Annotated in this window: 22 protein-coding genes and 1 pseudogene; 7 read left to right on the top strand and 16 right to left on the bottom strand. The window is 64.0% G+C overall.

The window, feature by feature from the left end; all coding sequences use genetic code 11:
• Positions 1-5 precede the first annotated feature (5 nt).
• Positions 6-1,829: an acyclic terpene utilization AtuA family protein gene (locus AQZ50_RS00710; protein ID WP_067741238.1), complete on the bottom strand. Its 1,824-nt coding sequence runs from the start codon at positions 1,827-1,829 to the stop codon at positions 6-8.
• A 487-nt stretch (positions 1,830-2,316) separates the two neighbouring features.
• Between AQZ50_RS00710 and AQZ50_RS00705 the strand changes: the two genes are divergently transcribed.
• The 4 genes from AQZ50_RS00705 (at position 2,317) to AQZ50_RS00690 (ending at position 7,515) form a co-directional block, all read left to right on the top strand.
• Entirely contained in the window at positions 2,317-4,035 is a 1,719-nt protein-coding gene (locus AQZ50_RS00705) for a class I adenylate-forming enzyme family protein (RefSeq protein WP_067741236.1), read from the top strand.
• Complete coding sequence (locus AQZ50_RS00700) at positions 4,032-4,907, top strand: amidohydrolase family protein (RefSeq protein ID WP_369801351.1); 876 nt, start codon at positions 4,032-4,034, stop codon at positions 4,905-4,907. The genes AQZ50_RS00705 and AQZ50_RS00700 overlap by 4 nt, the downstream gene beginning before the upstream one ends.
• A gap of 17 nt (positions 4,908-4,924) precedes the next feature.
• A complete protein-coding gene (locus AQZ50_RS00695) occupies positions 4,925-5,992 on the top strand; it encodes an aromatic ring-hydroxylating oxygenase subunit alpha (RefSeq protein ID WP_197412345.1) in 1,068 nt (355 codons plus the stop codon).
• A 98-nt stretch (positions 5,993-6,090) separates the two neighbouring features.
• A complete protein-coding gene (locus AQZ50_RS00690) occupies positions 6,091-7,515 on the top strand; it encodes an amidase (protein WP_067742277.1) in 1,425 nt (474 codons plus the stop codon).
• 3 nt (positions 7,516-7,518) lie between these two features.
• Here AQZ50_RS00690 and AQZ50_RS00685 read toward each other — a convergent pair whose 3' ends face one another.
• The 3 genes from AQZ50_RS00685 to AQZ50_RS00675 are packed head-to-tail and all read right to left on the bottom strand — an operon-like array spanning position 7,519 to position 9,317.
• On the bottom strand, positions 7,519-8,031 hold the full coding sequence (locus AQZ50_RS00685; protein WP_067741231.1) for an Lrp/AsnC family transcriptional regulator: 513 nt from the start codon (positions 8,029-8,031) through the stop codon (positions 7,519-7,521).
• The gene (locus AQZ50_RS00680; protein WP_067741228.1) at positions 8,028-8,540 is read right to left on the bottom strand and encodes an Lrp/AsnC family transcriptional regulator; all 513 of its coding nucleotides are present in this window, start codon (positions 8,538-8,540) and stop codon (positions 8,028-8,030) included. The genes AQZ50_RS00685 and AQZ50_RS00680 overlap by 4 nt, the downstream gene beginning before the upstream one ends.
• A 6-nt stretch (positions 8,541-8,546) precedes the next feature.
• The gene (locus AQZ50_RS00675; protein ID WP_067742274.1) at positions 8,547-9,317 is read right to left on the bottom strand and encodes an SDR family NAD(P)-dependent oxidoreductase; all 771 of its coding nucleotides are present in this window, start codon (positions 9,315-9,317) and stop codon (positions 8,547-8,549) included.
• A gap of 294 nt (positions 9,318-9,611) precedes the next feature.
• Here AQZ50_RS00675 and AQZ50_RS00670 point away from each other — a divergent pair, with 294 nt between their 5' ends.
• Positions 9,612-10,724, top strand: a complete 1,113-nt coding sequence (locus AQZ50_RS00670; RefSeq protein ID WP_067741225.1) for an acyl-CoA dehydrogenase family protein — start codon at positions 9,612-9,614, stop codon at positions 10,722-10,724.
• 61 nt (positions 10,725-10,785) lie between these two features.
• On the opposite strand, the gene AQZ50_RS00665 is transcribed toward AQZ50_RS00670, so the two are convergent.
• From AQZ50_RS00665 to AQZ50_RS00625, 10 genes and pseudogenes are all read right to left on the bottom strand, one after another.
• Positions 10,786-12,717 (bottom strand): flavin-containing monooxygenase, encoded by a 1,932-nt coding sequence (locus tag AQZ50_RS00665; protein ID WP_067741223.1) that lies wholly within the window; start codon positions 12,715-12,717, stop codon positions 10,786-10,788.
• Between the two features lie 180 nt (positions 12,718-12,897).
• Positions 12,898-13,267: pseudogene (locus tag AQZ50_RS20850) on the bottom strand (D-aminoacylase); the annotation flags it as partial.
• A complete protein-coding gene (locus tag AQZ50_RS00660) occupies positions 13,264-13,581 on the bottom strand; it encodes a TauD/TfdA dioxygenase family protein (protein ID WP_067741220.1) in 318 nt (105 codons plus the stop codon). The pseudogene AQZ50_RS20850 and the gene AQZ50_RS00660, both read right to left, overlap by 4 nt.
• Before the next feature lie 88 nt (positions 13,582-13,669).
• Complete coding sequence (locus AQZ50_RS00655) at positions 13,670-14,470, bottom strand: SDR family NAD(P)-dependent oxidoreductase (RefSeq protein ID WP_067741218.1); 801 nt, start codon at positions 14,468-14,470, stop codon at positions 13,670-13,672.
• Positions 14,471-14,481: 11 nt separating this feature from the next.
• Positions 14,482-15,552 (bottom strand): alkene reductase, encoded by a 1,071-nt coding sequence (locus tag AQZ50_RS00650; RefSeq protein ID WP_067741216.1) that lies wholly within the window; start codon positions 15,550-15,552, stop codon positions 14,482-14,484.
• A gap of 5 nt (positions 15,553-15,557) precedes the next feature.
• Entirely contained in the window at positions 15,558-16,190 is a 633-nt protein-coding gene (locus AQZ50_RS00645; RefSeq protein WP_067741213.1) for a nuclear transport factor 2 family protein, read from the bottom strand.
• A 12-nt stretch (positions 16,191-16,202) separates the two neighbouring features.
• On the bottom strand, positions 16,203-16,715 hold the full coding sequence (locus AQZ50_RS00640; protein ID WP_231730039.1) for a flavin reductase family protein: 513 nt from the start codon (positions 16,713-16,715) through the stop codon (positions 16,203-16,205).
• A 144-nt stretch (positions 16,716-16,859) separates the two neighbouring features.
• Positions 16,860-17,348 (bottom strand): Lrp/AsnC family transcriptional regulator, encoded by a 489-nt coding sequence (locus AQZ50_RS00635; RefSeq protein ID WP_067741208.1) that lies wholly within the window; start codon positions 17,346-17,348, stop codon positions 16,860-16,862.
• Positions 17,349-17,353: 5 nt separating this feature from the next.
• A complete protein-coding gene (locus AQZ50_RS00630) occupies positions 17,354-17,827 on the bottom strand; it encodes an Lrp/AsnC family transcriptional regulator (protein WP_067741205.1) in 474 nt (157 codons plus the stop codon).
• A gap of 68 nt (positions 17,828-17,895) precedes the next feature.
• On the bottom strand, positions 17,896-20,028 hold the full coding sequence (locus AQZ50_RS00625) for an oxidoreductase (protein ID WP_067741202.1): 2,133 nt from the start codon (positions 20,026-20,028) through the stop codon (positions 17,896-17,898).
• A 153-nt stretch (positions 20,029-20,181) separates the two neighbouring features.
• Between AQZ50_RS00625 and AQZ50_RS00620 the strand changes: the two genes are divergently transcribed.
• Both AQZ50_RS00620 and AQZ50_RS00615 read left to right on the top strand, forming a co-directional pair.
• Positions 20,182-20,952 carry an SDR family NAD(P)-dependent oxidoreductase gene (locus tag AQZ50_RS00620; RefSeq protein ID WP_067741199.1) on the top strand — a complete coding sequence of 257 codons (771 nt, stop codon included), beginning with the start codon at positions 20,182-20,184 and terminating at the stop codon, positions 20,950-20,952.
• A gap of 86 nt (positions 20,953-21,038) precedes the next feature.
• Positions 21,039-22,511, top strand: coding sequence for a flavin-containing monooxygenase (locus AQZ50_RS00615; protein ID WP_067741196.1), 1,473 nt, complete (start codon positions 21,039-21,041; stop codon positions 22,509-22,511).
• Positions 22,512-22,531: 20 nt separating this feature from the next.
• On the opposite strand, the gene AQZ50_RS00610 is transcribed toward AQZ50_RS00615, so the two are convergent.
• Positions 22,532-23,206 (bottom strand): TetR/AcrR family transcriptional regulator, encoded by a 675-nt coding sequence (locus AQZ50_RS00610; RefSeq protein WP_067741193.1) that lies wholly within the window; start codon positions 23,204-23,206, stop codon positions 22,532-22,534.
• Between the two features lie 46 nt (positions 23,207-23,252).
• Entirely contained in the window at positions 23,253-24,341 is a 1,089-nt protein-coding gene (locus AQZ50_RS00605; protein ID WP_067741190.1) for a helix-turn-helix transcriptional regulator, read from the bottom strand.
• Positions 24,342-24,347: the final 6 nt, after the last annotated feature.

The raw sequence follows: 24,347 nt of genomic DNA, 5'->3' as shown, positions 1-24,347 counted from the left end.
GGCCTTTATCCCTCAAGACTGGCCGCGAGCGCGGCGGGAATGCGAACAGGCATTTCCAGCAGGTGCTGGCCCATGCCCTTGGCCGCCGGGTCGAGCCGGGGCGACAGATTGATGCCGCCGCCTTGCGCTTCGTGGACGACCAGATTGAGCGCGTGGCAACCGGGCACCTCGAAGCGGTCGACCTTAGCCCCCGCGGGATCGGCAAAACAGTGGCGATACCAGTCGGCGACGGCCTGCGGGGTCAGCGCAGCGCGGATCCACGGCAGATATTCGGGCCGGCGGGCAATGGCGGCGACATTGAACAGCCGCCCTTTGTCGCCGCTGCGCGCAAAGGCCAGCCGGATCAGCGGGACGGTGCAGGTATCGGGGCCCGGATCGAGATCGCCGGGCACTGCCGGGCGCACGATCGCGGCAGGGTCGAAGCCGGGCACAACCGGATCGGCAAAGGGCACCGGCACGCCATCAAGCGTGACACGCGGAACAATGCCGTCGCGTGCAATCAGCGCGAACACCATGTCGGTCAGCGGTTGTGCGCGCGGCGCGGCGATGATCGGCGCGATCGAGGTTCCGGGCGCCATGTTCATGATCGCGGTGGTCTGTTCGCGGCCGAACAGCGCCGCAGCGGCCATCACCGGGTGATCGACAATGATCTTGAGCAGCACTTCGCGCGGGGTCAGCGCTTGCGCGCGGGGGCCATAGCCCGCCTCGGTGCCGATCACTTCGACATGCGTGCGGGTCCAGTCGCCAAGGCCGCGTTCGCCAATGATTCGGGTACACCGTTCGATCAGCGCGGCGGCCTGCCGCTCGGCCTTGGCCACGGCATCGATGCCGATCACCGGGATCAGCGCGATCGAGCGCCAGCCGGCGTCGACCGTGGCACACAGCTTGAGCATCGTCGGCGCCGGATGGCCGCGTGCGCCCGACACTTTCACGCGGTCCGCCCCGACCTGTTCCAGGCGGATCGCGGCGAAATCGCAGACCACGTCGGGCACGATATAGGCCTGCGGATCGCCGACTTCGTAAAGCAGTTGTTCGGCCACGGTAGCGACCGAGACCAGCCCGCCCGTCCGCGGCGGCTTGGTGATCACGACGCTGCCGTCGGCATGGCATTCGCCGATGGGAAAGCCGATTCCGGCCCAGTCGGGTACGCTGCGCCAGTCGGTGAAGGTGCCGCCGGTGACTTGTGCCCCGCATTCGAGCAAGTGGCCGGCCACTGTGCCGCCCGCCAGCAGGTCGTGATCGGCGGCGGACCAGCCGAATTCGTGGATCAGCGGACCAAGAATCAGCGCGCTGTCGACCACCCGCCCGGTGATCACGACATCGGCGCCCGCATCCAGCGCGGCCGCGATCGGAAAGGCGCCGAGATAGACGTGCAGGCTGGAAATGCCGCTCTTCGGAAAGGGGCGGCCATCGTACATGTCGGTCAGGCCACTTGCGCCGAGCTCGTCTGCGCGGTCGATCAGGTCATCGCCGGTGACGGTGGCGACTTTCAGATCGATCCCTTGCGCCTTGCCGCGTTCACGGATCAGCGCGGCGAGACCTTCGGGATTGAGGCCGCCAGCATTGGCGACCACCCTGATCCCGCGCGCCTTGATCTGCGACAGATAGGGGCCGATGTGCAGATCGACGAAATCGGGCAGAAACCCCGATTGCGGATTCATCCGTTTGAGATAGGCAAACAGGCCCATCGCCCCTTCGCCAAGGTAGTCGAACACGAGGTAATCCAGCCGTTCGGCGCGCAGCAGCCCCGGGACGGCAATCTCGCTGTCGTTCAGTGCGCCGCTGGCCCCGCCAATAAAGACCGGGCCGCGTGTTCCTCGCTGGGTCATCCTCGCTCCATCTGCTTTTCTTTATCGCGAATGCTAGCGCGATATATGACGCATATCGAGATCAAAATCTAGAAATACAAAGACAATGCGTAATATTTTGCGGATGGCGCAAAGGCGCGGGATGTGCCGTCGCAAGCGGTGAGCGCCTGTGGAGCTCAGCCTGCCTGTGGTCCCCGGATACGGCGGGGAACGGCCCTTTTGGCGTAGACCCTTTATCTTTGGCGCCAACCCGCCTCAAATCACGGCCTCGAATCTGTGCCCCTGGTGTTTGTGGCCGAAATGCCGCCGGCAGCATGATTGTGCGCAGATTAAAGCGCCTTGAAATTCGCAAAAGCCACTTTATAGTGTTTCATGAGCTGCAAGTGCGTCGAATCGTCGGGTTTAAAATGCCGATGCTACAAGGCCGCTGCGATACGAGAGGAGAGCCCATGCCCGCCGCAGACACGCGATCCCACGCGTTTTCGGCATATTGCCGCAGGTCATGCCCATGACCGTGCCGTCATCTGCCCAAAGCGATCCCCTTCTCGCCGAACTGACCGGGCCCGGCATGGGGTTCGAGATAGTGGAGCAGGAGGGCGCTCGCGCCTTTCGCCATGCGCCGCCGGATCTCAATCTGATGATCGAGAGCGCGCGCCGGCATGGCGACCGCACCGCGATCGTCGACTGGCGCGATGACGGCAGCGAGCGTCGCACCAGCTTTGCCGAAATCTTTGCTGCCCGCGACCGCCTTGCCGCGCAGCTTGGCGATCGGCGTGGGCAGCGCATTGCCATCTGCATGCACAACCGTGCCGAATGGATGATCGGCTTTCTGGCGGTGCTGCGCACAGGCGGGGTCGCGGCGCTGTTCAACAGTCGGGGCTCGCCCGTCGAACTGATCGCCATGATCGAGGAAGTGACTCCCTCGCTGGTTCTGGCCGACACCCGTGCCTTCGACGCCTTGAAGGTCGGCGGGTATGCCGGACCGATGATCGACCTTACCCAGCCCGATGCCGCGCCCGAGCCGGGCGAGGGGGCTGCGTCGGGCTTGATCGCCCATACGGCATCGCCCGACGATCCGGCAGCGATCCTGTTTACCTCGGGCACCACCGGGCGGCCGCGCGGCGTCGTGCTGACCCATCGCAACCTCGTTACCGGGCTGATGACGGTGCAACTGTCGGGCATGATGGTGCTCCACGGGATTGCCCAGGCGCAAGGGTTGCCGGTCGAGACGATTCTGGCGCACATGCCGCAGCAGGCGACACTGCTGGTTTATCCGTTGTTTCATATTTCGGGGCTTGGCTCGGGCTTCCTCTCGCCGTTGATCGCCGGCACGAAAACGATCATCCTGCGTCGCTGGAACCCGGCCGACGCGTTGCGGCTCATCGCCGACGAAGGGGTGACAGTGCTGTCCGGCGTGCCCACCATGCTGTGGGATCTGCTGCGTGCCGTCGAAGCGGGCGGGGCAGGGGGCGGGGCGGGCGCAGGGGGCGGGCTGGCCTCGCTGCGCAATGTCGCCAGCGGAGGACAGGCGCTGCCCGTGAATCTGCTCGATGCGATCCGCGCGGCATGCCCGCAGGCGATGATGGGCACCGGCTATGGCATGACCGAATGCGCCGGTGCGCTGGCGCAGGCGGTGGGCGCCGATTTCCTGCGCAAGCGGGCCTCGGCGGGGCGCGTTCTGCCGCTTGCCGATGTGCGCATCGTCGCGCCCGATGGCACGGTGCTTGGCCCCGGCGATACGGGCGAGATCCAGGTGCGCGGGCCGTTCGTGATGCAGGGGTACTGGAACCGGCCCGAGGCGACCGCTGCGGCGTTCACTGCCGATGGCTGGCTGCGCACGGGCGATGTCGGCTTTGTCGATGATGAACATTACATCTTCATCGTCGACCGGGTGAAGGACATGGTCATTTCGGGCGGGGAGAACATCTTTTGCGCCGAAGTCGAACGCGTGCTGGGCGAACAGCCCGGCGTGCTGGAATGCGCCGCGTTCGGCTTGCCCGACGATCGGCTTGGCGAGCGCCTCGTGGCGGTCGTCAAGGGGGATGGCGTCAAGGGGGATGGGCTCGACGCCCACACCCTGATCGAGGCCGTGGCGAGCGGCCTTGCGCGGTACAAGGCGCCGACCGAGATCGCGATCATGCATGAGCCACTGCCCCGCAACGTGCTGGGCAAAGTGGACAAGAAGGCGCTGCGTCAAACGTGGCCGAACCTCAAGGGGGAGAAATGACCATGGGCATGCCCACCGACATCAAGATCATCGACTGCATGCTGGGGATCCCCGATACGGAGGACCGTTCCGACTGGTTCGCCCCGTTCCGTCCGCTGATCAAGGATCAGCAGACGCTGCAGCAGTTTGCGATGCCCGCGCAATATATGTTCAAGGACATCCCGCAGACCGGTCAGCAGGATGATTACATCCGCTGGACCGTCGAACAGATGGACAAGCACGGTATCGAACGCGCGCTGGTCGGGTGGAACGACAATGCCACCTCGCGCCGCGCCAGGGAAATGTATGGCGACAGGTTCTTCTTCGACCTGCCGTGCGACCCCAACGGCGGCATGGACGAAGTGCGCCGGATCAAGCGGATCCATGCCGAAGTCGGCCTTTCGGCGATCAGCGTGTTTCCTGCGGGCACGCTTCCGCAAGTCGCGATCAACCACAAGTACATGTTCCCGCTTTACGCGACCGCCTGCGAACTGGGTCTGCCGATCCTGCTCAATGTCGGGATTCCGGGGCCGCGTATCCCGATGGAAACGCAAAAAGTCGAACATCTCGACGAAGTTTGCTGGTTTTTTCCTGAACTGAAAGTTGTCATGCGCCATGGCGCCGAGCCATGGCAAGACCTTGCCGTGAAGCTCATGCTGAAATGGCCGAACCTCTATTATTCGACCAGCGCGTTCGCACCAAAGCACTACCCGAAGGCGATCATCGACTACGCGAATACGCGCGGAGCCGACAAAATCATTTATGCCGGATATTTTCCGATGGGCCTGAGCCTCGACCGGATCATGGGCGATATGCCCAGTGTTCCGTTCAAGGATGATGTCTGGCCGAAATTCCTGCGCGAAAACGCGCGCAAGGTATTCAATCTTCCATAAATGAAAGGGATCTGACGATGACCGAGGCAGCAACCGACGCCCGCACGCCACCGGTGGCAGTGTGGCAGATTCTCGAGAAACTGAAGGGTGATGCGCTCAAGGAATGGCGCCTGGCCGAAGTCAAGGGGCTCGCCTCGGTCGAGGAGCGCGGGCTCGACATCGGCTTTCCGTTTGGCTGGTATCCGTTGCTGCTCTCGTCCGAACTGGCGCCGGGCGAAGTCAAGCCGCTGCGCTATTTCGGCAAGGATCTGGCGATCTGGCGCGGCGAAGACGGCGAAGTGCGGATGCTCGATGCCTATTGCAAGCATCTGGGCGCGCATATGGGGCATGGCGGCAAAGTGCATGGCAACTTGCTCGAATGCCCGTTTCACGCCTGGCGCTATGACGGTGCCGAAGGCGTGGTGGCCGAAATCCCCTATGCCCGCACCATCCCGCCGCAAGTAAAGCGCAAGTGCATCCGGACCTGGCACGTGACCGAGGCCAACCGCTGGATCTGGGCCTGGTATCACCCCGAAGATGTCGCCCCGCTGTTTGACGTGGCGCACTTGCCCGAATGTTCCGACCCCGATTGGACCGAATTCGACATCTATGAATGGAATGTCTGGGGCTCGATCCAGAATATGGCCGAAAATGGCGTCGATGTGGCGCATTTCCGTTATATCCACGGCACGGCCAATGTGCCGCTGGGCGATCTGCGCTGGGGTGACTGGGGCCGCGGCGCCGATGTGAAGGCGAAGATGGGCACGCCCTGGGGCGAAGTCGATGGCTGCATCAGCTATGACACGATGGGCCCGGGGCAAAGCTGGACGCGCTTTACCGGGATTTCGGAAACGCTGCTGGTCGCCTGTCTGACACCGGTGGAGCTGGACCACGTCCACGTGCGGTTCTGCTTTGCCCAACCGCGTGCACAGGCCGAGGGCGAACGCGCCGGGGTCGCCCGCGCCATCGTGCGCGATATCTGCAAGCAGTTCGACCAGGACAAGGTGATCTGGGATCGGCAAAAATACGAAACCAACCCGATCATCTGCGATGGCGACGGCCCGATTCCGCAATTCCGCAAATTCTACGCGCGGTACTACGCATGATTTCAAGACGCACAGTGCTGGCGGGTGCGGCGGCCACGATGACGGCTGCCGTGCCGCGAGGGATCATGGCAAAAACGACAAAGTCCGGGAGCGCGGGAATGATCGGAGATTTGCTGGCAAGCGATGATGCGCTTGGCCTGGCGGAACGCATTCGGCGGCGCGAAGTCAGTGCCGCCGAACTGCTCGACGCGGCGATTGCCCGCGCCGAGGCGATGAACCCGCGTTTCAGCTTCATGGCGCAGCGGTTGTACGACCGGGCGCATGCGGCGGTTGCTGCCGGGCTGCCCGAAGGGCCGTTTTCCGGGGTGCCGTGGCTGTTGAAGGATCTCAACACCCATATCGCCGGCGAACGTACCGGCAATGGCAGCCGGTTTTACGCCGATTATCGGGCGACCGAGACGTCGGAACTGGTGCGCAGGGTGGAGCGCGCGGGCTTTGTCATTTTCGGCAAGACGACGACCCCCGAATTCGGTCTGACCGGCACGACCGAAAACAAGGTGACCGGCGCCACCCGCAACCCTTGGAACCCGGCGCATACCACCGGCGGATCGTCGGGGGGCGCGGCGACGGCGGTCGCGGCCGGCGTGTTGCCGGCTGCCCATGCGACCGATGGCGGCGGGTCGATCCGCATCCCCGCATCGTGTTGCGGGCTGTTCGGGCTGAAACCGAGCCGGGGCAGGGTGCCGATGGGGCCGGCGCGGACCGAAGGCTGGGGCGGACTGTCCGTGCATCACGCGGTGACCCGTTCTGTGCGCGATTCCGCTGCGATCCTCGATGCGACGCAGGGCGTGGAACCGGGCTCGCGCTATGGCGCGCCGACGCCCGACGGGACATTCCTCAGTCAGGTCGGGCGCGATCCGGGCAAATTGCGTGTCGCACTGATGACCCGGCCGAATTCGGGATCGCCGGTTGATCCCGAAGTGCTGGCAACGCTCGAAGCCACGGCCAGGCTGCTTGAAAGTCTTGGTCATCATGTCGAGGAAGCCGCGCCGAAGCTTGATGCGGCGGCGATCGGCTGGGCCAGTTTCGTGCTCATGGGCTCGTCGGTGGCGGCGGACGTGACCGATCGGGCGCGCGCCACCGGGCTCGTCGTCGGGCCCGATACGCTCGAATCGATCACGCTGGCGATGATCGCCTTTGGCGAAAAGTGCAGCGGCATGGACTTTGCGCGCGCCAACAACACCTTGCAGGCCGCCGCCGTAACCGTCGGCCAATTCATGGACCGTCATGATGTGATCCTGTCGCCGACTCTGGCCGCGCCGCCGCTGCTGTTGGGCGAAATCAATCTCAGCCCCGGGGTCGGGTTCGAGGAATGGGGTCGCCGCGTAAGCACCTGGTCGCCGTTTACCCAACTGGCCAACATGACCGGCCAGCCGGGGATGTCGCTGCCGCTGGGGATGAGCCGCGACGGATTGCCGATCGGGGTCATGGCGATGGGCCGCTATGGCGAGGAAGCGCTGTTGTTCCGCCTGGCCGGGCAGATCGAACGCGCGGCGCCCTGGGCCGGGCGCAAGCCGGTATAAGCCTCAGGTCAGTTTTGCGATGTCCTCGACCGTGGCGATCGGGCCGATTGTCGCGTCGTACTTGATCGTTTGCAGGACAAGTTCGCTTTCCGCGTCGCGAATGCCTTCGAGCGCGAGCACCGCATTGGTCATGGCCGCGACTTCGGCCAGACTGTCGACCAGGCAGATCGCGACGAGCCGGTGCGCGGCATTGGCATCGTAGAGCGCGTCGACCCGGGGCATGGCGAGCAGGGCGTCGCGCACACGGTCAAGCCATCCGGCACGGCAGCGCATGGTGATAAACGCCATGTGCCTGCCGGGCGAGGCGGGGGTATCGTCATCGCTGCTGGCGATGTCGATGATCGGTTGCAGCCGCAGCAGACCGGCTGTTTGCAATCGCTTGACGCGCGCGCGCACGGTGCCTTCGGTCACGCCGACTTCGCCTGCGATCTGGCGAAAGCTGGTGCGTGCATCGCGTGCGAGCAGGGTGGCAATCTGGCGGTCGAGTAGGTCGGTGGGGGGGGATTCGACGCTCATGCCTCTTCTCTCCCATGGCCGGCGATCGGGCCGATGGCGGGGCGATAGCGATAGACGGTGTTGAGCAATTCGACATCGACGTCTTCCACCCCGGCAATCCCGGCAGAAACGTCGCGCGCCGCCTCGATCATGTCGCGCGCGCTGGCAAAGGCATAGAGACAACTGACCGGATAGCGACCCGACGTCAGGTGCACCGACAGCACGTCGTCGCGCATGGCCAGTTCCCGCGCGACGTCGTGCGGTGAGCGACCGTTTACCTGAAGGCGGATTCGCGCCAGCATGCGATAGCCGTGGACGCGGTAATCGGCCACCGCGACCACGCGCATCGTGCCCGCCGCATCCATCGCCCGGATGCGGTTGGCCACAAGATTTCCCGACAGGCCCAGATCCTCGCCGATCGCGGTGCTCTGGGCGCGTCCGTCGCGGCGAAGCGCGATAATGATGCGACGGTCGATCGCATCAAGCGCGCCACCACGTGCGCGGCGAGCGGGGCGGGAATCGCCGGCCAAAGCGGATCAACCCGGCATGTAAAGTTGCGCCGCCTTGCCGCCGTCGACCGGCAGTGCGACCCCGGTGATATAGCTGGCTGCGTCGGACAGCAGGAAAGCGATCGCCTCTGCCAGTTCATCGGGTTGCCCGCCGCGGCCCATCGGTATGGCATCGGTGGTACGCGCGGCGGCTTCGGGCGCATGCGTGTTGTATTCCACGGTGGCCGGGGTTTGCACCTGGCCGGGGACGATCGCATTGACCCGGATGCCCTGGCGCGCGCCTTCCATCGCGGCAACGGCGGTAAACTGGATCAGGGCGGCCTTTGATGCGGAATAGCTGGCCATCATCGGCGCGGCGCGGATGCCGCATGTCGAAGAGATGTTGACGATCGCGCCCGAGCCTTGCGTGGCCATCACGGCCATCGCGGCCTTGGTGCCGACGAACACCGCATCGGCATTGACGGCAAAATCCTTGCGCCAGTGGTCGAGCGTCAGGCGGGCGATCGGTGCGTAATGGACCGACATCGCGTTGTTGACCATCATGTCGAGCCGTCCGTGACGCGCCGCGACATCGGCGACCAGCGCGGCAAAGGCATCGGCGTCGGAGACGTCAAGCTGGTGCGCTTCGACCGTGCCCTCGGCCGCGATGGCCGCACGTGCGGCTTCGAGCCGGTCGGGCCGCCGCGCGCAGATCGCCACGATTGCGCCGCGCCGGGCAAGCAAGCGCGCAGTGGCAAGCCCGATGCCGTCGCTGCCACCGGTGATGAACGCCACTTTCCCTTGGAATTGGTGTGACATGGCCAGGATCCTCATTCTCTTGCTGGTTGGTTGCGACGCATATAGGCACATATAGCGGGCTATTGGAAGTGTTTTGCGTAAAAAGTGAGTGATTGAAATCCGTATTCGTGGGCGTGGTTCATGCCCGGTGCGGTTGCTCCGGGGAAAATTGCCGACGCGCACATGTCCCTTGGGGCTATGCGTGATTTGTCTGATGGAAAACTCGCGTCTTTCATAATATATGCGATATGTTATCGAATAATGCGAAGCATGATACTGCTTATGGTACGCATGAATCGTTTGGGGAGAAAGTGCATGGCAATTTCCGCGTCCACGCTGGAACTGGTGGCTGCGCGGGCCGACGAAGGACGGCGAAACCGGCGTATTGCCGACGATGTGGTGAATGCCGTCATCGCCGAAGGATTGATCCGCCACTTCACGCCCGTCGCGCATGGGGGGCTGGAGGGTAAGCCGCAGGACTTCTTTCTCGACCAGATTGCGATTGCCGAGGCGGACATGAGCACGGCCTGGGCGCTGGGCATCATTGCCGTGCACAATTACCAGATCGCGCTGATGGACCCGCGTGCGCAGGCCGAAGTATGGGCGCCGGGCCCTGACGCCATGGTGTCGAGTTCCTACAATCCGGTCGGCGCGTGCGCGCAGGCAGTCGAAGGCGGGGTCATGCTGTCGGGCCGCTGGGGCTGGTCGAGCGGCAGCCTGCATTGCAACTGGGTGCTGCTGGGCGGGGTGATCCCGGAAGAAGGCTATCGCACCTTCCTCGTGTCGGCGACGGACTATCGCATCGAGGATACGTGGTACACCATGGGCCTGCAGGCGACGGGGTCGAATGACATCGTCATCGACACGCCGGTGTTCGTGCCCGATTATCGTACCCATCGACAGATCGACGGCTTTCTCGGCGTGCATCATCAGCCGCCCGGCTATTACGACTTGCCCTGGGCGCAAGTGTTCATCCGCGTGGTCAACACCAGCGCGATCGGTGCGGTGCGCCATGCCCTTTCGCTGTTTCGCGATCGCGTCGGCCTTGGCACCACCGACATGACCAAGAGCGCGGGCGATCCCGATGTGCTTGACCGGATCGCGCGCGCTTCGCTGCTGGCAGAAACGAGCGCCAAGGTCATGGTCCGCAATTTCGAGGAAATGGAGGCTGCCGGCTTCAAGCCATCGATCCTCGACCGCGTGCGCTATCGCTATGAGGCAAGCCTTGTCGGCGATCGTTGCATCGAGGCGATGGACCTGTTGATGGACGTGGCCGGGGGGCGTTCGGTCTATACCGGCAATGCGTTCCAGGACTTGTGGCACGATGTGCGTATGGCGCGGGCCCATGTCGCCAACAACCCGGCAGGCTTTGCCCGCAACTATGGCGCGGTGTTGATGGGGGCGGAAAACACGGACATGTTCCTGTAATGGGCCGCTGCGACCGGAACCTCACGGATCCGGTCGTTGGCGCGATCTGCGCGCGGGCCGGTCAACCGAACCGAAGTTCGCTCTGATCGGGGTGGCGGGTCATTTTCCAGTAATCGGCGAGCCGGAACGGGCAGGAGATGATATTGCGCCCCGCAGAATTGAGATAATAGCTCTTTGCGCGCGGATGCGACCAGATCATCTGCTTCATCTGTTCTTCGACCCTGGTGTTCCACGCCTGATAGGCGGGGATCGTCGGTTCGACTTGCCGCGTTCCTTTCGCGACCATCAGATCGAGCGTTTCAATCATCCAGTTGATCTGGGCCTCGATCACCATATTGACCCCGGCGGCATGGTTGGGCGCGCTGTTGGGCCCCAGCACGAAAAAGAAGTTGGGATAGCCCGGCGCCATCACGCCCAGATAGGAACGCGGGTCATCCGCGCCCCAATCGTCCTGGATCCGGCAGCCGCCACGCCCGACGATGTCGAGATCGCCGACCACTTTGGCAATGTCGAACCCGGTCGCCAGTGCCAGCACGTCGGCTTCGACCCGCGTTCCGTCACGCAACACTACCGCATCAGGTTCGATATGGTCGATCGTGCGGGTTTCCAGCGTGACATTGGGGCGCCTGAGCGTGTCGAGCCAGCCGCCATCGGCATCAAGCACGATGCGCTTGCCATAGATCGGATAGTCGGGAACCAGCTTTTCAATCAGGTCGGGGCGATCGGCCAGCTTGGTGTGGATATAGTGCAGCGCGTAATTGCGCACCGCATCGTTTTGCGGCGAAATCGACACGTCCTGCTTTGGCCAGTCGGGCTCCATCTTGACGTTGCCATAGAGCCCGTCGCCCGTGAACCAGTAAACGCGAAAACGGAACCATTCCTTGTAATGCGGGATGGCGCGCAACGCGAAGCGGACATTGTCATTGACGCCGGTGTTGATGTCCGGGTTGTTCAGGACCCAGTGCTTTGACCGCTGGAAAACAGTCAGATGGCTGACCTGATCGGCGATCGCGGGTGCGAGTTGCGCCGCGCTGGCGCCGGTGCCGATCACGGCCACGCGTTTGCCCTTCAGATCGACCGAAGTATCCCAGCCGGCGGTGTGCATCTTTGGCCCGGCAAAGGATTCAAGTCCCGGGATCCCGGGCATTGACCAGCGGTTGAGCACGCCATGGGCCAACAGCACCGCGCTGACCGCGCGTTCGCTGGTGGTGCCGTCGCGATGGCGCAGGCTGACATGCCACTTTGCGGTCTTTTCATCCCAGACGGCACCGGTCACGCGGGTTTCGAACACGACGTGGCTGCGGATGCCGTTGCGGTCGGCGACCCCGGTCAGGTAGTCCTGAATCTCCTGGCCCTTGGGGTGATAATGGCTCCATTCGGGATTGAGTTCGAACGAATAGCTGTAGAAATGGCTGGGGGTGTCGACGCCCACGCCCGGATAGCGGTTTTCCCACCAGGTGCCGCCCAACTCCGCGTTCTTTTCGATGATCGTGAAGGAATAGCCCGCCTCGGCCAGCTTGATGCCCGCCGCGATGCCGCTCATCCCGCCGCCGATCACCAGCACGTCAAAGTCGGCAGGCGGCATCTTGCGTCCGGGAATGTCCTTGCGTGGCACCGCGCGCTCGAAGCCCATTTGGTCATAGAGCACCGGGACGAGGCCCGCATCGACATCTTCGCCGACACTGACGCTCATCATATGGCGCAGGAATTCCGGATCGAGGGGCGGTTCACGCGGCGGGGTGGGCGATGTCAGCAGCGCAAACAGGCGGTTGCGCAAGTCTACGGCCATCGGCTCAGGTACGGTCGACGGCATTTCGGCGGTATAGAGCGCGGTCAGATAGGGGGCAAAGCTGTCGAGATAGGCGCGATCCTGCACAAAGGTGGTGTAGACCATCAGCAGCGTCGGCAGGTTGGCGTCGTTCAGTGCGCGGCGCAATCCGGCGTGATCGGTGATCGGCAGGTTCGGTGCAGGAGCCTTTGAAATGGCGTGCATGGCGGTCCTCTCCAGAATGGCGTTCGTTTGCTGTTTTTATTATAAGTGAGTAAACACTTATAATTATGTCCAGACGCTGTCAAGCGGGTTCGCGGTGCATGGCCCTGTGCCGAATGAGCCGATGACGCTGGCGACCTGTACGCCGTGCCGACAGCAGATCCCGCGCCATGCGGCGGCGATATCCATGTATTGGGGAAAGGTTTCCCAGGTCCACGGCAACCCTTCGGTCAGCGCGGGGGGGGAATGTCCTCCACCCCTTCCATCAGCCGCACCATGGCATCGCGCGATGCCGCATCGGCACGGCACGGGGCAAAACCCACCCCGCAATTGCCGATCACAGCGGTTGTCACCCCGTGAAAGGACGACGGCGCAAGCCGGTTATCCGAGGTGACCTGCCCATCGTGATGCGTGCGTCGACAAAGCCCGGGTGACCAGCCTGCCAGGCTTGGGCCAATGGCGGCTATGCGGCCCGCGCGGATCGCGACGTCGGCGGGGCGCCTGTGCCATCAGCCACGGTTCCGCCGCGAATGACCGTGTCAAACCGGATCATGCCCCGATCTCCGGACCTTGGGCAAGGTCGATGATCCGCCCCATTGCCACGGTGCCCTTGATCGTGGTGCGGTGAACAATGCGGATCTGGTCGACCGGATGGCCGAATGCCATGTGCATCGTGCGGCGGTTGTCCCACAGCACCATGTCGTTGTTTTGCCAATCGTGGATATATTGGAACCGCGGGTCGAGCGTGTGGTCGAGCCAGACCTGCCGCAACGCCGCTGCGGTTTCGGGTGGAATCGTGCCGGTGATGTCGAGGCCGGATATTTCCCGGCCGAATCCGTCGTTCAATTCGTGTATTGCAAAGCTCATCGACGCCGCCTTCTGGACAAGGGTGAATGGGTGCGATGGTCATGACGGCAATGTGCGGGCCCCACATCATGCAAACGCACGATCGGGGTCAGATGAACCAGCTTCCCCCGTTGATCGTGACGGTGCTGCCGGTGGCAAAGCTGGCGTCGGGCCCGGCGAGGAAAGCGACGGCGCCGGCGATTTCATCAGGTTGGGCAAGGCGCTTCATCACGCTGTCGGCGGCGACCGCGTCTTTTACCTCTTGCGGCAGGGGGGCATAGATCGGGGTTTCGGTCGCGCCGGGATGCACGGCGTTGACGCGGATGCCGCGCGGGGCCAGTTCGCGCGCCATGGCGCGGGTCATGCCGATGATTCCCGCCTTTGCGGTGCAATAGGGAACGGGGCCGTTGCCCGCGACCGCGGCGGTCGAGGCGATGTTGATGATCGCGCCGCCCGTGCCTTGTTCGGCCATGATCCGCACGGCCGCGCGGCTGCAGCGGAATGCGCCGTCGAGCGTGATGGACATGACCCGCAGCCAGCCTTCATCAAGACAATGGATCGTCTGGTCGGCGTGGGCGGCAGGATCGGTCGCCTGGGCGGCCTGTCCGGCGTAATATTCGGCCATGCCGTCGCCCGGCGCCGATCCGATCCCGGCGTTGTTGACCAGGATGTCGATCCCGCCGAGCGCAGCGCGCACTCCGGCAAAGGCGGCATCGACCGAGGCGGTATCGGCGACATCGCAGGCAAAGCCGGGATGCGGATCACCGAGCGCGGCGGCAGCCTTGGCCGCGTCGAGATCGAGCACCGCAACCACGGCGCCCTCGCGCGCAAGGCGCCGTGCGATGGCCGCGCCGATCCCCTGTGCGCCGCCGGTGACTACCGCGCGCTTGCCTTGCAAAGTCTGCCCCATGGAATTTCCTCTCAGTGTGCCGGGGGATAATCGGTATAGCCGCGCGCATCGTCGCCATGGCCGGTGTAGCAGGTGGCGCGGTCGGCCTTGGCCAGCGCGGCGCCTGTGCGAAAGCGATCGACGAGGTCGGGATTGGCGATGAAGGCATAGCCGAACGAGGCCGCATCGGCCTTGCCCGCGCGGATCAGGTTTTGCGCCTTGTCGAGTGTCAGTCCGCCGTTTTCGATGACCGGCCCCGACCAGTTGGCGCGCACGAGGTCGAGCGCATCGAACCCCGCATTGGGGATATGGATCAGGTGGCACCAGGCAAGACCCAGGCCATCGACCGCGCGCAGCAATGCGGTATAAGTCTCGGCCGGGTCGGCATCGGCCATGCCGTTGAACGTGACCCCGGGGCAGATGCGAAATCCGACGCGGCCCGGCCCGATCGCGGCAGCCATCGCGGTCAGTGTTTCGACGACGAAACGGATGCGGTGTTCGACCGGGCCGCCCCAGGCATCGTCGCGCAAGTTGGAATTCGACGACAGGAACTGCATCGGCAGATAGCCGCTGGCGCAATGCAGCTCGACCGCGTCGATCCCGGCCTCGCGTGCATGGCGCGCGGCGGTCACATATTCGGCGATCACCTGCGGAATTTCCTCGGACAGCAGCGCACGCGGCATTTCGGTCGGCACCGGCACCCCGTCGGGGCCGGGGATCGGGTCGGGGCAGGGGATCGCGCTGGGGGCGACAGTTTGTGCATCGGGCGCCTTGTTGGCGCGCACACTGGCCCGGCCGACATGCATCACCTGCATCGCGATGCGCCCGCCCGCCTGATGCACCGCCTCGGCGACGCGGGCCCACCCGGCGATCTGTCCCGGCGTATGAATGCCGGGTGTGCGCCAATAGCCCTTGCCCGCAGGCGACGGCTGCGTACCTTCGGTGATGATCAGCCCGGCCGAGGCGCGCTGCCGATAATATTCGACCATCAGGTCGGTGGGTTCATCCTCGGGCCCGGCGCGATCGCGGGTCATCGGTGCCATGATCACGCGGTTGGCCAATTCGATGTCGCCAAGCCGGACGGGGGAAAACAGGTCTGTCATGTCGATCAGCTCCGCACGCGCGGTTTGGGCAGCGCCGCGCCGCGCCGCATCGTCTCGATGAAGCGTTCGAGCGGGGCCGGGGGCTCGACCGGGCCGTCGTGCGGTTTGCCTTCGCGCGCCCAATAGGTTTTCCAGCTGGGAAACAGGTCGTGGAAACTGCCGTGATAGGGCGGCACGCCGGGCCAGCGCATCTTGCGATCGCCGACCGGCGGCTTGTTGAGATCGCTGGCATACCAGTACAGCGGCAGACGGCGGCGGAAGTACCAGCGTCCGTCCATGCGTTCGTACTGATCGAAATACATCATCTGCATGATGACCCATTCGGCGCCGCATTCGTGCTCGTTCTTCGAATAGACCACGCCTTGCGCATGGTCGGGGTCGTCGAAATCGATCACATGGCCGCCGATGTGGTGGCTGGTGCCGTCGAATTGCATCGAATGGGTCTCGTCAAACCAGTCGCGCAGCGCCTTGCGGCCCTGTTTGCCGCCGCCGACGCGCACGTCTTCGGGAAACAGGTTCACCCAGGCATCGCCGTCGCGCATGTCGAGCGCGAGCGAATATTTGGCCGGCAACTGGCGGATGGAATCGAGCGATTCAAGCCTGTCGATCCGCGCCAGCAAAGCGTCCGTGTCGGTCATCGTGATAGTCTTTCAGGATAGGGGATGCAGGCGGCCAGGCGCGCCATTGGCCCAGCCCAGAATATCGTTGCTGTCGGAAGTGAACAGATCGGTGACTTCGCCGATGATCACATCATGCGTGCCATAGCCGACGCGTTCACGCATGGTGCAGAACAGGTTTGCCGGAGCATCGTCGATATACCACATCCCGTCGCGGGCGCGCCGACGCCAGTCGGCTTGCGCAAAGCGGCGATCGCGCGCGGCGGGATCGGCAAAGGGGGCGATATGCGCGTCCTGATCCGGACCGAGCAGATTGATGCAGAACTGCCCGGTGCGGACCAGCGCGTCATGCGCCGATCCCTGCCGGTTGACACAGATCGCCATCGCGCATGGATCCAGGCTGACCGGCATCAGCGCCGACATGGCAAGGCCGACCGGCGCGCCGCTGTCGGGATCCACACTGGTCACGATCCCGACCGGCGCAGGCATGAACCGCAAGACGCGTTTGAGCCGCGCTTCAAGCGCGATGGTGGCGACGGATGACAAGCCTGGCTCCCCCAGCATGGCAGTCAGGGCAGCGCCGGCGGGCGCGTGGTCATGGCTGCGCAGATTATATGCGCTTTTATATAGCCACCATTTTACGCAAATGCAAAGGCAGTATGTGTGTCGTGACGTACATACGCTGCGTAATCAGTCTTCTTCGACGATTTCCTCTGGGGGCGTAATTTTTGCCATGCGCGCGTTGTACTTGACCGTCTTGACCGCGATCGAGGTTTCGACGTGGTGCACGCCGCTGATCGTCAGGATTCGGTCCGAGGCAATCTCGACCAGCGCGTCGAGCTCATCGACCAGACACATCGCGGTGATGTTGAACTGGCCCATGGTGATCAGCACCGCGTTGACTTGCGCCAGATCGGCAATCGCGCGTGCCACTTCGCGCACTTTGTCGACATCGGCCTGCACATTGATAAACGCGAGCCGCGCGCGTTTGCCCATTTCAAACCCGGTGATCGCGGTAAAGGCGATCAGGCCGTCCTGTTGCAGCCGCTTGATGCGGCCGCGCACGGTGCCTTCGGTCACGCCAAGTTCGGCAGCGATCTTGCGGTTGGACACGCGCGCATCGCGCGACAGCAGGTCGATCAACTGTTCGTCGAGCGTGTCGATCAAAGGGGTAGCCATGACGTTTATTCCTTCGCCTCGATCGGTGCCACGTCGAACTGGTAACTGCAGATGTCGACGACAATGGCCGGGGTCAGCGAACGGATGCCGTGAATTTCCGACAGGCGATCAAGCAGGAAATGCGCGAGATCTTCGAAATCGTGCAGCGCCACCAGCATGTCGATGTCGTAGCGCCCGGTGACGATATGCACGGCAAACACTTCGGGAAGATCGGCCAGTTCATGCGCGACATCCGAAGCGGGGCGCCCATCCACTTCGACCGATATACGCAAAAGGACGTTGAACCCGTGCGCCGAAAAATCGGACACCGCGACCACGCGCAGCTGGTTGGCGTCTTCCATCCGCTTGATCCGGGTGGACACCGTGGTTGCGGTCAGCCCCAGCTTTTCGGCAATCTGCTGGTTGTTTGCGCGGCCGTTCAGTCGCAATTGCTCGACAATATTAAGGTCGGTGGCGTCGAAACTGAAAGATTGCGTCATAGGCCCCGGCATTTTTCCCGCATTGGACTGCCCGGGCGGTTTGCGCATCGACTCGCGTGTCGTCAACCTCATTGTTGGGCGATGGCGCGAACGGCCTCGGTCGCGCTGTGGATCGCGCCTTCGATATAGCCTACGCCCCGCGCATCGCCGACGGGATGCACGGTGAAGCCCGCTGCGGCAAATGCCTCGGCCAGCGACAGATCGCCTTGCGCCCCGCGCGCCACGATCACATTGTCGGCGGCCACGGTCAGGCGTGCGCCCGAAGCATCGGTGAATGCGACACTGGTCTTGTCGATCACCACATCGCGCGCCCCGCCGTACAGGCCGACGCCATGTTCGGCCAGTTCGGCCATCAGACGCATGCGTCGCACCAGAGTCAGCCCTTTGCCAAGGCGGGGCGCTTCTTCGATCACCTGTACCGTGCGCCCGCGCTCGGTCAGGAATTCGGCAAGTTCCAGCCCGACCAGTTCGCCACCGATAATGGCGATCGATTGACCCAGCGGCATCCATGCATGCGTCGCCTTGCGCACCAGCGCAAGGTTGGCTGTGGCGCCGGTCGCCGCGCCGACTTTTGTGGCGATGCGCGTGAACAGGCCGGTCTTGCGCTTCAATTCGTCCGAGCTTTCGCCCAGCATCATCGCGCGCATGTCGTCGCCGGAATAGACATGATCCTGATCATTGCCGGGGATCGGCGGCATGCCGCGAATGGCGCCGGTCGCGACGACCACGCAGGCGATACCAAGTGAACGGAGCAAGTCCGGCGTGGCCCTGGTCGACAGGCGCACATCGACACCCGCATCGCGAACCTCGCGCCGCAACCATTCGAGCAGGCGTTCGTTGGGTTCATAGGCAAGCCCGGCAAAGCGCAGCGTGCCGCCCAGCCGATCCGATTTTTCGAACAGCACGACCTTGTAGCCCAGCGCCGACAGCCTGCGGGCCGCCTCCATTCCGCCGGGGCCGCCGCCCACGACGCCGATCGGCGCAGCGTCGGTCGCGGCTGAAGGCGGCGTGCCGTCGCATTCGTGGCCCAACGAAGCATTGACCGCGCAACGCGAAGGCTGGCCCATGTAGATCGCGCTGACGCAGGTGTAGCAATAGACGCAAGGGCGCACCTTTTCCGGTTCGCCGCGCATCAGTTTTGCCGGCAGATGCGGATCGGCCAGCAGCTTGCGCCCCATGGCGATGAAATCCGCATCCCCCCGGCCGATCGTGGTGTCGGCGGTGGGGACTTCGATTCGGCCCGACCCGATCACCGGGATCGAAACCAGCCGCTTGATTTCGGCCGTGGCGGGCAGGTTGGTGTCCTCGATATGCGGGATGTTCGATGCCGAATGCAGCTTGCCATTGCCGGTGTCGTGATAGGCGGTGACGGTGATGGCATCGACACCGGCGGCTTCGACCAGTTTCGCCGCCGCCTTCGCGTCTTCGATGGTGATCCCGCCGGGCTTGCCGACTTCGCGCGAATCCAGCTTGATCCACACCGGATAGTCGCGGCCGACTTCTGCGCGGATTGCCGCGATCACTTCCAGCGTCAGGCGCAGGCGGTTTTCCAGGCTGCCGCCGTAGCGGTCGGTGCGACTGTTGGTATAAGGCGAGGTGAACGAGGACAGCAGGTAGCCATGCCCGCCGTGGATCTCCACCCCGTCAAACCCGGCCTCCTTTGCGCGCCGCGCCCCGGCGGCGAACTGGCTGACGACGAGATCTATGTCCGCCTGTTCGAGAATTTTGAGTTCAGGCACTTTCATGCCGGCAAGGCCCGCCAGTTCCTCCATCAGGAAATATTCGGTGAAATTGCCTTTGGGCGCGGGCGGCACCGCCGGCCCCCACAGCGGATGACCCCAGCGGCCATGAGAATAGGCCGCGACAAAGCCGCCATGATGCAATTGCGTGGCGATCTTTGCGCCATGCGCATGGACGCGGTCGGTCAGGCGGCGCAAGTCGGGGATAAAGCGGTCGTCAGAGATCGCGGTCTGGCCCAGCGCCACTGCACCGACCGGCCAGGCGACCCCGGCCACGCCCGAAATGATCAGGCCGGCCCCGCCCTTTGCCTGTTCCTCGTGATAGGCGATCAGTCGTTCGCCCACGGTGCCATCGTCTTCCGACAGGCTGACCCCCATGGCCGTGACCGCAATGCGGTTCTTCAACTCCAGCGTGCCAATGCGGCCGGGGGACAGGAGATGGGGGTAGAGATTCGAGGTCATCGTCTCACGGGTCCTTCAGTCGGGGCCGCGCAGCGTTGTGAATTTGCTGCCGGAAAACCGCATTTATCCTCTCATGGCGCCATTATATCTTGCCATTGCGTAGTGCATGATTGATCGTGCTACGATAATCAAGGAAAACTGGTGGGGCATGGGATGTGCAACAGACTGCGTGGCAAGGCCATCATGGTGATCGGTGCCGGGACAGGAATTGGAGCGGCCACAGTGGCGCGGCTGTGTGCGGAGGGGGCACGGGTCTGCGCGGCCGATGTCAACCTGCCTGCTGCCGAGGCGGTTGCGGAACGGATGACCGCCCTGGGGCACGATGCCTTTGCCGTGGCCATCGATATCATCGATGAAGCTTCGGTCCAGGCGGCCTTTGCCGATGCCATCGCGTGGCTCGGCGGTCTTGACGGGGTGCACGTCAATGCTGCCGATTTGCGCACCATCTTTGCCGACAGCAATGCGCTGGAGGTGGATCTTGCGGTCTTTGACCGGACGATCGCGGTCAATTTGCGCGGGCACTTGCTGTGCACGCGTGCGGCCCTGCCGCATCTGCTGGCCGCCCGCGGCGGCGCACTGGTCTATACGAGTTCGGACGCTTGCGATTCCGGAGAGCCGGAGCGGCCCTCGTATGCCATGTCGAAAAGCGGGCTCAATGGATTGATGCGCCATGTGGCAAGCCGCTGGGGCCGCCAGGCCATCACTGCCAACGCGGTGGCGCCGGGCTTTGTCATGACACCCGAAATGATTGCCGGGGGACAAGTGCCGCCCGAATGGATCGATCACTGCATCGCCCAAACCCGCAGCACGCGGCTGGGCAAGGCCGAGGATATTGCCGGGGTGGTCGCCATGCTGCTGTCCGAGGACGGTCGCTGGATCAATGGCCAGGTGTTCCACGTCAATGGCGGCGCGCTCCTGCATTGACGGGATCTAACCCCATCGGGTGATGTGTGGCCAGATGCGGCCCGGCAACAGCGGTGCACAGACAAGCCAATGGGAAGAGGATTGCAATGAGCGCAAAACAGGGCACGGCCCTTCGATATGCCATCGTCGGGGCAGGCATGGCCGGCATTCTTGCCGCGATCAAGCTCCGCGAAAAGGGCGAAGCCTTTACCGTATTTGAAAAGGCCGAACGCATCGGCGGAACCTGGCGTGAAAACCGCTATCCGGGGCTGACCTGCGACGTACCGGCGCATGCCTATACCTATTCGTTCGAGCCCTATCCCGAATGGCAGGCCTATTATGCCACCGGCGGCGAGATCCAGACCTATTTCGAAAAGGTCGTCGACAAGTACGCCATCCGGCCGGCGATCCGCTTTGGCGCGGAAGTCACCGCGCTCGACTGGGATGACGCGGCGGCCGAATGGACGCTGACGCTGGCCAGCGGCGAGCGGCAGGTGTTTGACGTGGTGATTGCCGCATCGGGTGTGTTGCATCATCCGCGCATGCCTGAAATCCCCGGTCTGGACAGCTTTGCCGGGCCCGCGTTCCACACCGCGCGCTGGGACGATACGGCGCCGATCGACGATGCCAAAGTGGGCCTGATCGGCTGCGGCTCGACCGGTATCCAGATCGTTACCGCGATCAACACCCGGGTCGCCAATCTGGTCCATTTTCAGCGGTCGCCGCAATGGATCATGCCGGTGCCGCAGTTTGCCTACACCGAAGAGGAACGCGCCGCATTCCGCGCCGATCCCGCGCTGATCGACGCGATCCGGTTCAGCGACGAATATATCGGCAACGTGCGCCGCTTTACCGACGCGATCACCGATATCGACGGGCCGCAGATGAAGATGATCGAGGAAGCCTGTCTGCAGAACCTCGAAAATTCGATAAAAGATCCGGTGCTCAAGGAAAAGCTGCGCCCCACCTATCGCGCTGCGTGCAAGCGGCTGATCTATTCGTGGTCTTATTATGATGCGGTGCAGAACCCGGCCGTTTTCGTCGAAACCGGGCGGATCGCGCACGTTGAGCCAGGCGGCGTGCGCATGGCCGACGGCACGTTCCACGAACTCGACACGCTGATCCTGGCCACGGGGTTTCAGGCCGATCGCTTCATCCGCCCCGCCGGGGTTACCGGGCGCGACGGGGCGACGCTCGATACCTTCTGGGCGCGCCGACCGACCGCGCATTATGCCGTCACGTTGCCCGGATTTCCCAATTTCTTCATGCTCAACGGACCCACCGGGCCGGTCGGCAATTTCTCGCTGATCGACATTGCCGAGCGGCAGTGGGATTATATCGATCAACTGATCGACCTGTTGCGCCGGGGCGAAGGGCGCGCGGTGGCGCCGACCGCGGCGGCGCACGCCGATTACGAGGAGCGGCGGATAGCGGCGGCCAGGACCACGATCTTCGGGTCGGGTTGTTCAAGCTGGTATCTCGATGGCGAAGGCGTACCGGCCAGTTGGCCGTGGTCCTACGACGCCTTTGACGAGGCGATGCGCCAGCCGAAACTGGAGCAATACGCGGTCACCGCGTAACCGGGTTTCGGGCCGGACACTCAGCCCCCTGCCGTGAGCAGGGGGTCGAGATGCCGGTGAATCACGGCATCGCCCATGCCGATCCCGCGCAGGCAGAACCATGTGGCCTGGCGCACCAGGTCGCCTCCGGTCACGCCATAGGGCTGGGCCGCCGGGGGTAATGCGCCGATCGCGGCGATCATCGTACCGACATGTTCGACAAACATGGCGGCGGCCGGCACGTTGAGCGCTTCGCCCGACAATCCGCCATCGGCACGGGCGGCGGCATAGGCTGCCTCCATCTCCTTGCCGTTGCGCCGTTGTGATCGGCGGTAGATCAGGCTGGCATAGGACCCGTTGCCGGCAAGGCTGGCCAGCGTCATGCGGTGGGTGTCGAGCCGTTCCGGATCACTGGCATCGGCAACCGAGGCCGCAATAAACCCGTGGATCGCCTGCACCAACCCGGCTGTCCCGGCATCGCGAATGCCCTGTTCACGCCAGCGGTCGTCCTGTTCGGCAAAGACCTGGCGCAGCACCGCGCGATAGAGCGCCAGTTTCGAGGGGAAGTGGCGATAGACCAGCGCTTCGGATACATTGGCCTCGCGCGCTATCTGCAGCGTCTTGGCCCCGTCATAGCCATGTTGGGAAAAGACGCGCCGCGCCGCCGTCACGATCTGGGCGCGTCGTTCGGTGCCGGGAATGCGCTTTCTTGTCATGAATGCTTACTCACTTGGCGGATGCAGCCTGTCAATCCCGCAGGGGCTATCCCCCGAGCGACGCGATCAGCGCGACCAGTTGCGCCTGCCGGTGTACCCCGGTCTTGGCAAAGACCGAGCGCAACTGCACTTTGGCCGTGTTGTGCGCGATGCCGATCGTCTGCGCCGCGTCGACCAGCGTCGATCCGCGGGTCAGCGCTGCGGCCAGCCGCGCCTCGGCAGCGGTCAGGCCGAACAGATCGCGCAAGGTCTGCGGATCGGTCGGCTTTTCCGGGCCGGGCCGCGCGAAAAACAGCGCCAGTGCCCCGGTTCCGGCGTGAATTGCGGTCAATTCGAGTGGACGCGCGGTGATCACCACGTCGCCGTGTATCGGGCGTTCGACGCGAAACCGGGTGAGCGGGGCGGCCGGGTCTCTTTCGCCCAGGAGTGCGATCACCGTGCGCTGATGGTCGCTGCGGGCAAAGACCAGTTCTTCGCCGCGCCGCCGCAGCCCTTCCGCTTCGGCAAGGATGTGGTCGGCGAGCGGATTGCTCGACACGATGCGACGGCTGCGATCCAGCACCACGACGGCCAGACCCAGCCCTTGCGCCGCGCTGTGAAACACACCGTGTTCGGCACCGGCGAATTGCAGCCGCTCGAACAAGTCGACCGCGATGCGCAAATGAACGACGATGTCCTGCAGGCGCATCCGTTCGGCAGGGGTGAATTCGGGCAGGCTGGTATGCCGGCTGATGCGAAAACGCGCCTCGAACCGGCCGGAAAAGCGCAAATCTATGCCCAGCACCTGATCGAACCCGGTGTCATGCATGATCGCGCGGTATTGCGCCGCTTCGTCATCGGGGCGGTTGGCCATGAACTCGCCGTAGCTGGTCACTTGTCCGTCGGGCAGGCCCTGGAACGGATCTTCGGCGAACAGTGTGCTGGCGTATGTGGCGTTGAATGCGACATCCGCGCCGGGGGTCAGGAACGTGGCCGGATGGCGCCGCCCCGGGGCCGAAATGATGATCGTGGCAAAGCTGGCATCCATCCAGCGCGCCAGCGCTTCAAGGAAATCCTGCCACGGCCGATCGCTCGCCACGCCGGCATAAAGCCGGGCGAGCAGATCGGAACATGCAGGATCGATGGCGCCGCCCATGCCCTT

It is taken from the genome of Novosphingobium sp. Fuku2-ISO-50 (genome assembly GCF_001519055.1).
Taxonomy (GTDB): domain Bacteria; phylum Pseudomonadota; class Alphaproteobacteria; order Sphingomonadales; family Sphingomonadaceae; genus Novosphingobium.
This window is presented reverse-complemented; position numbering and strand designations above follow the sequence as displayed.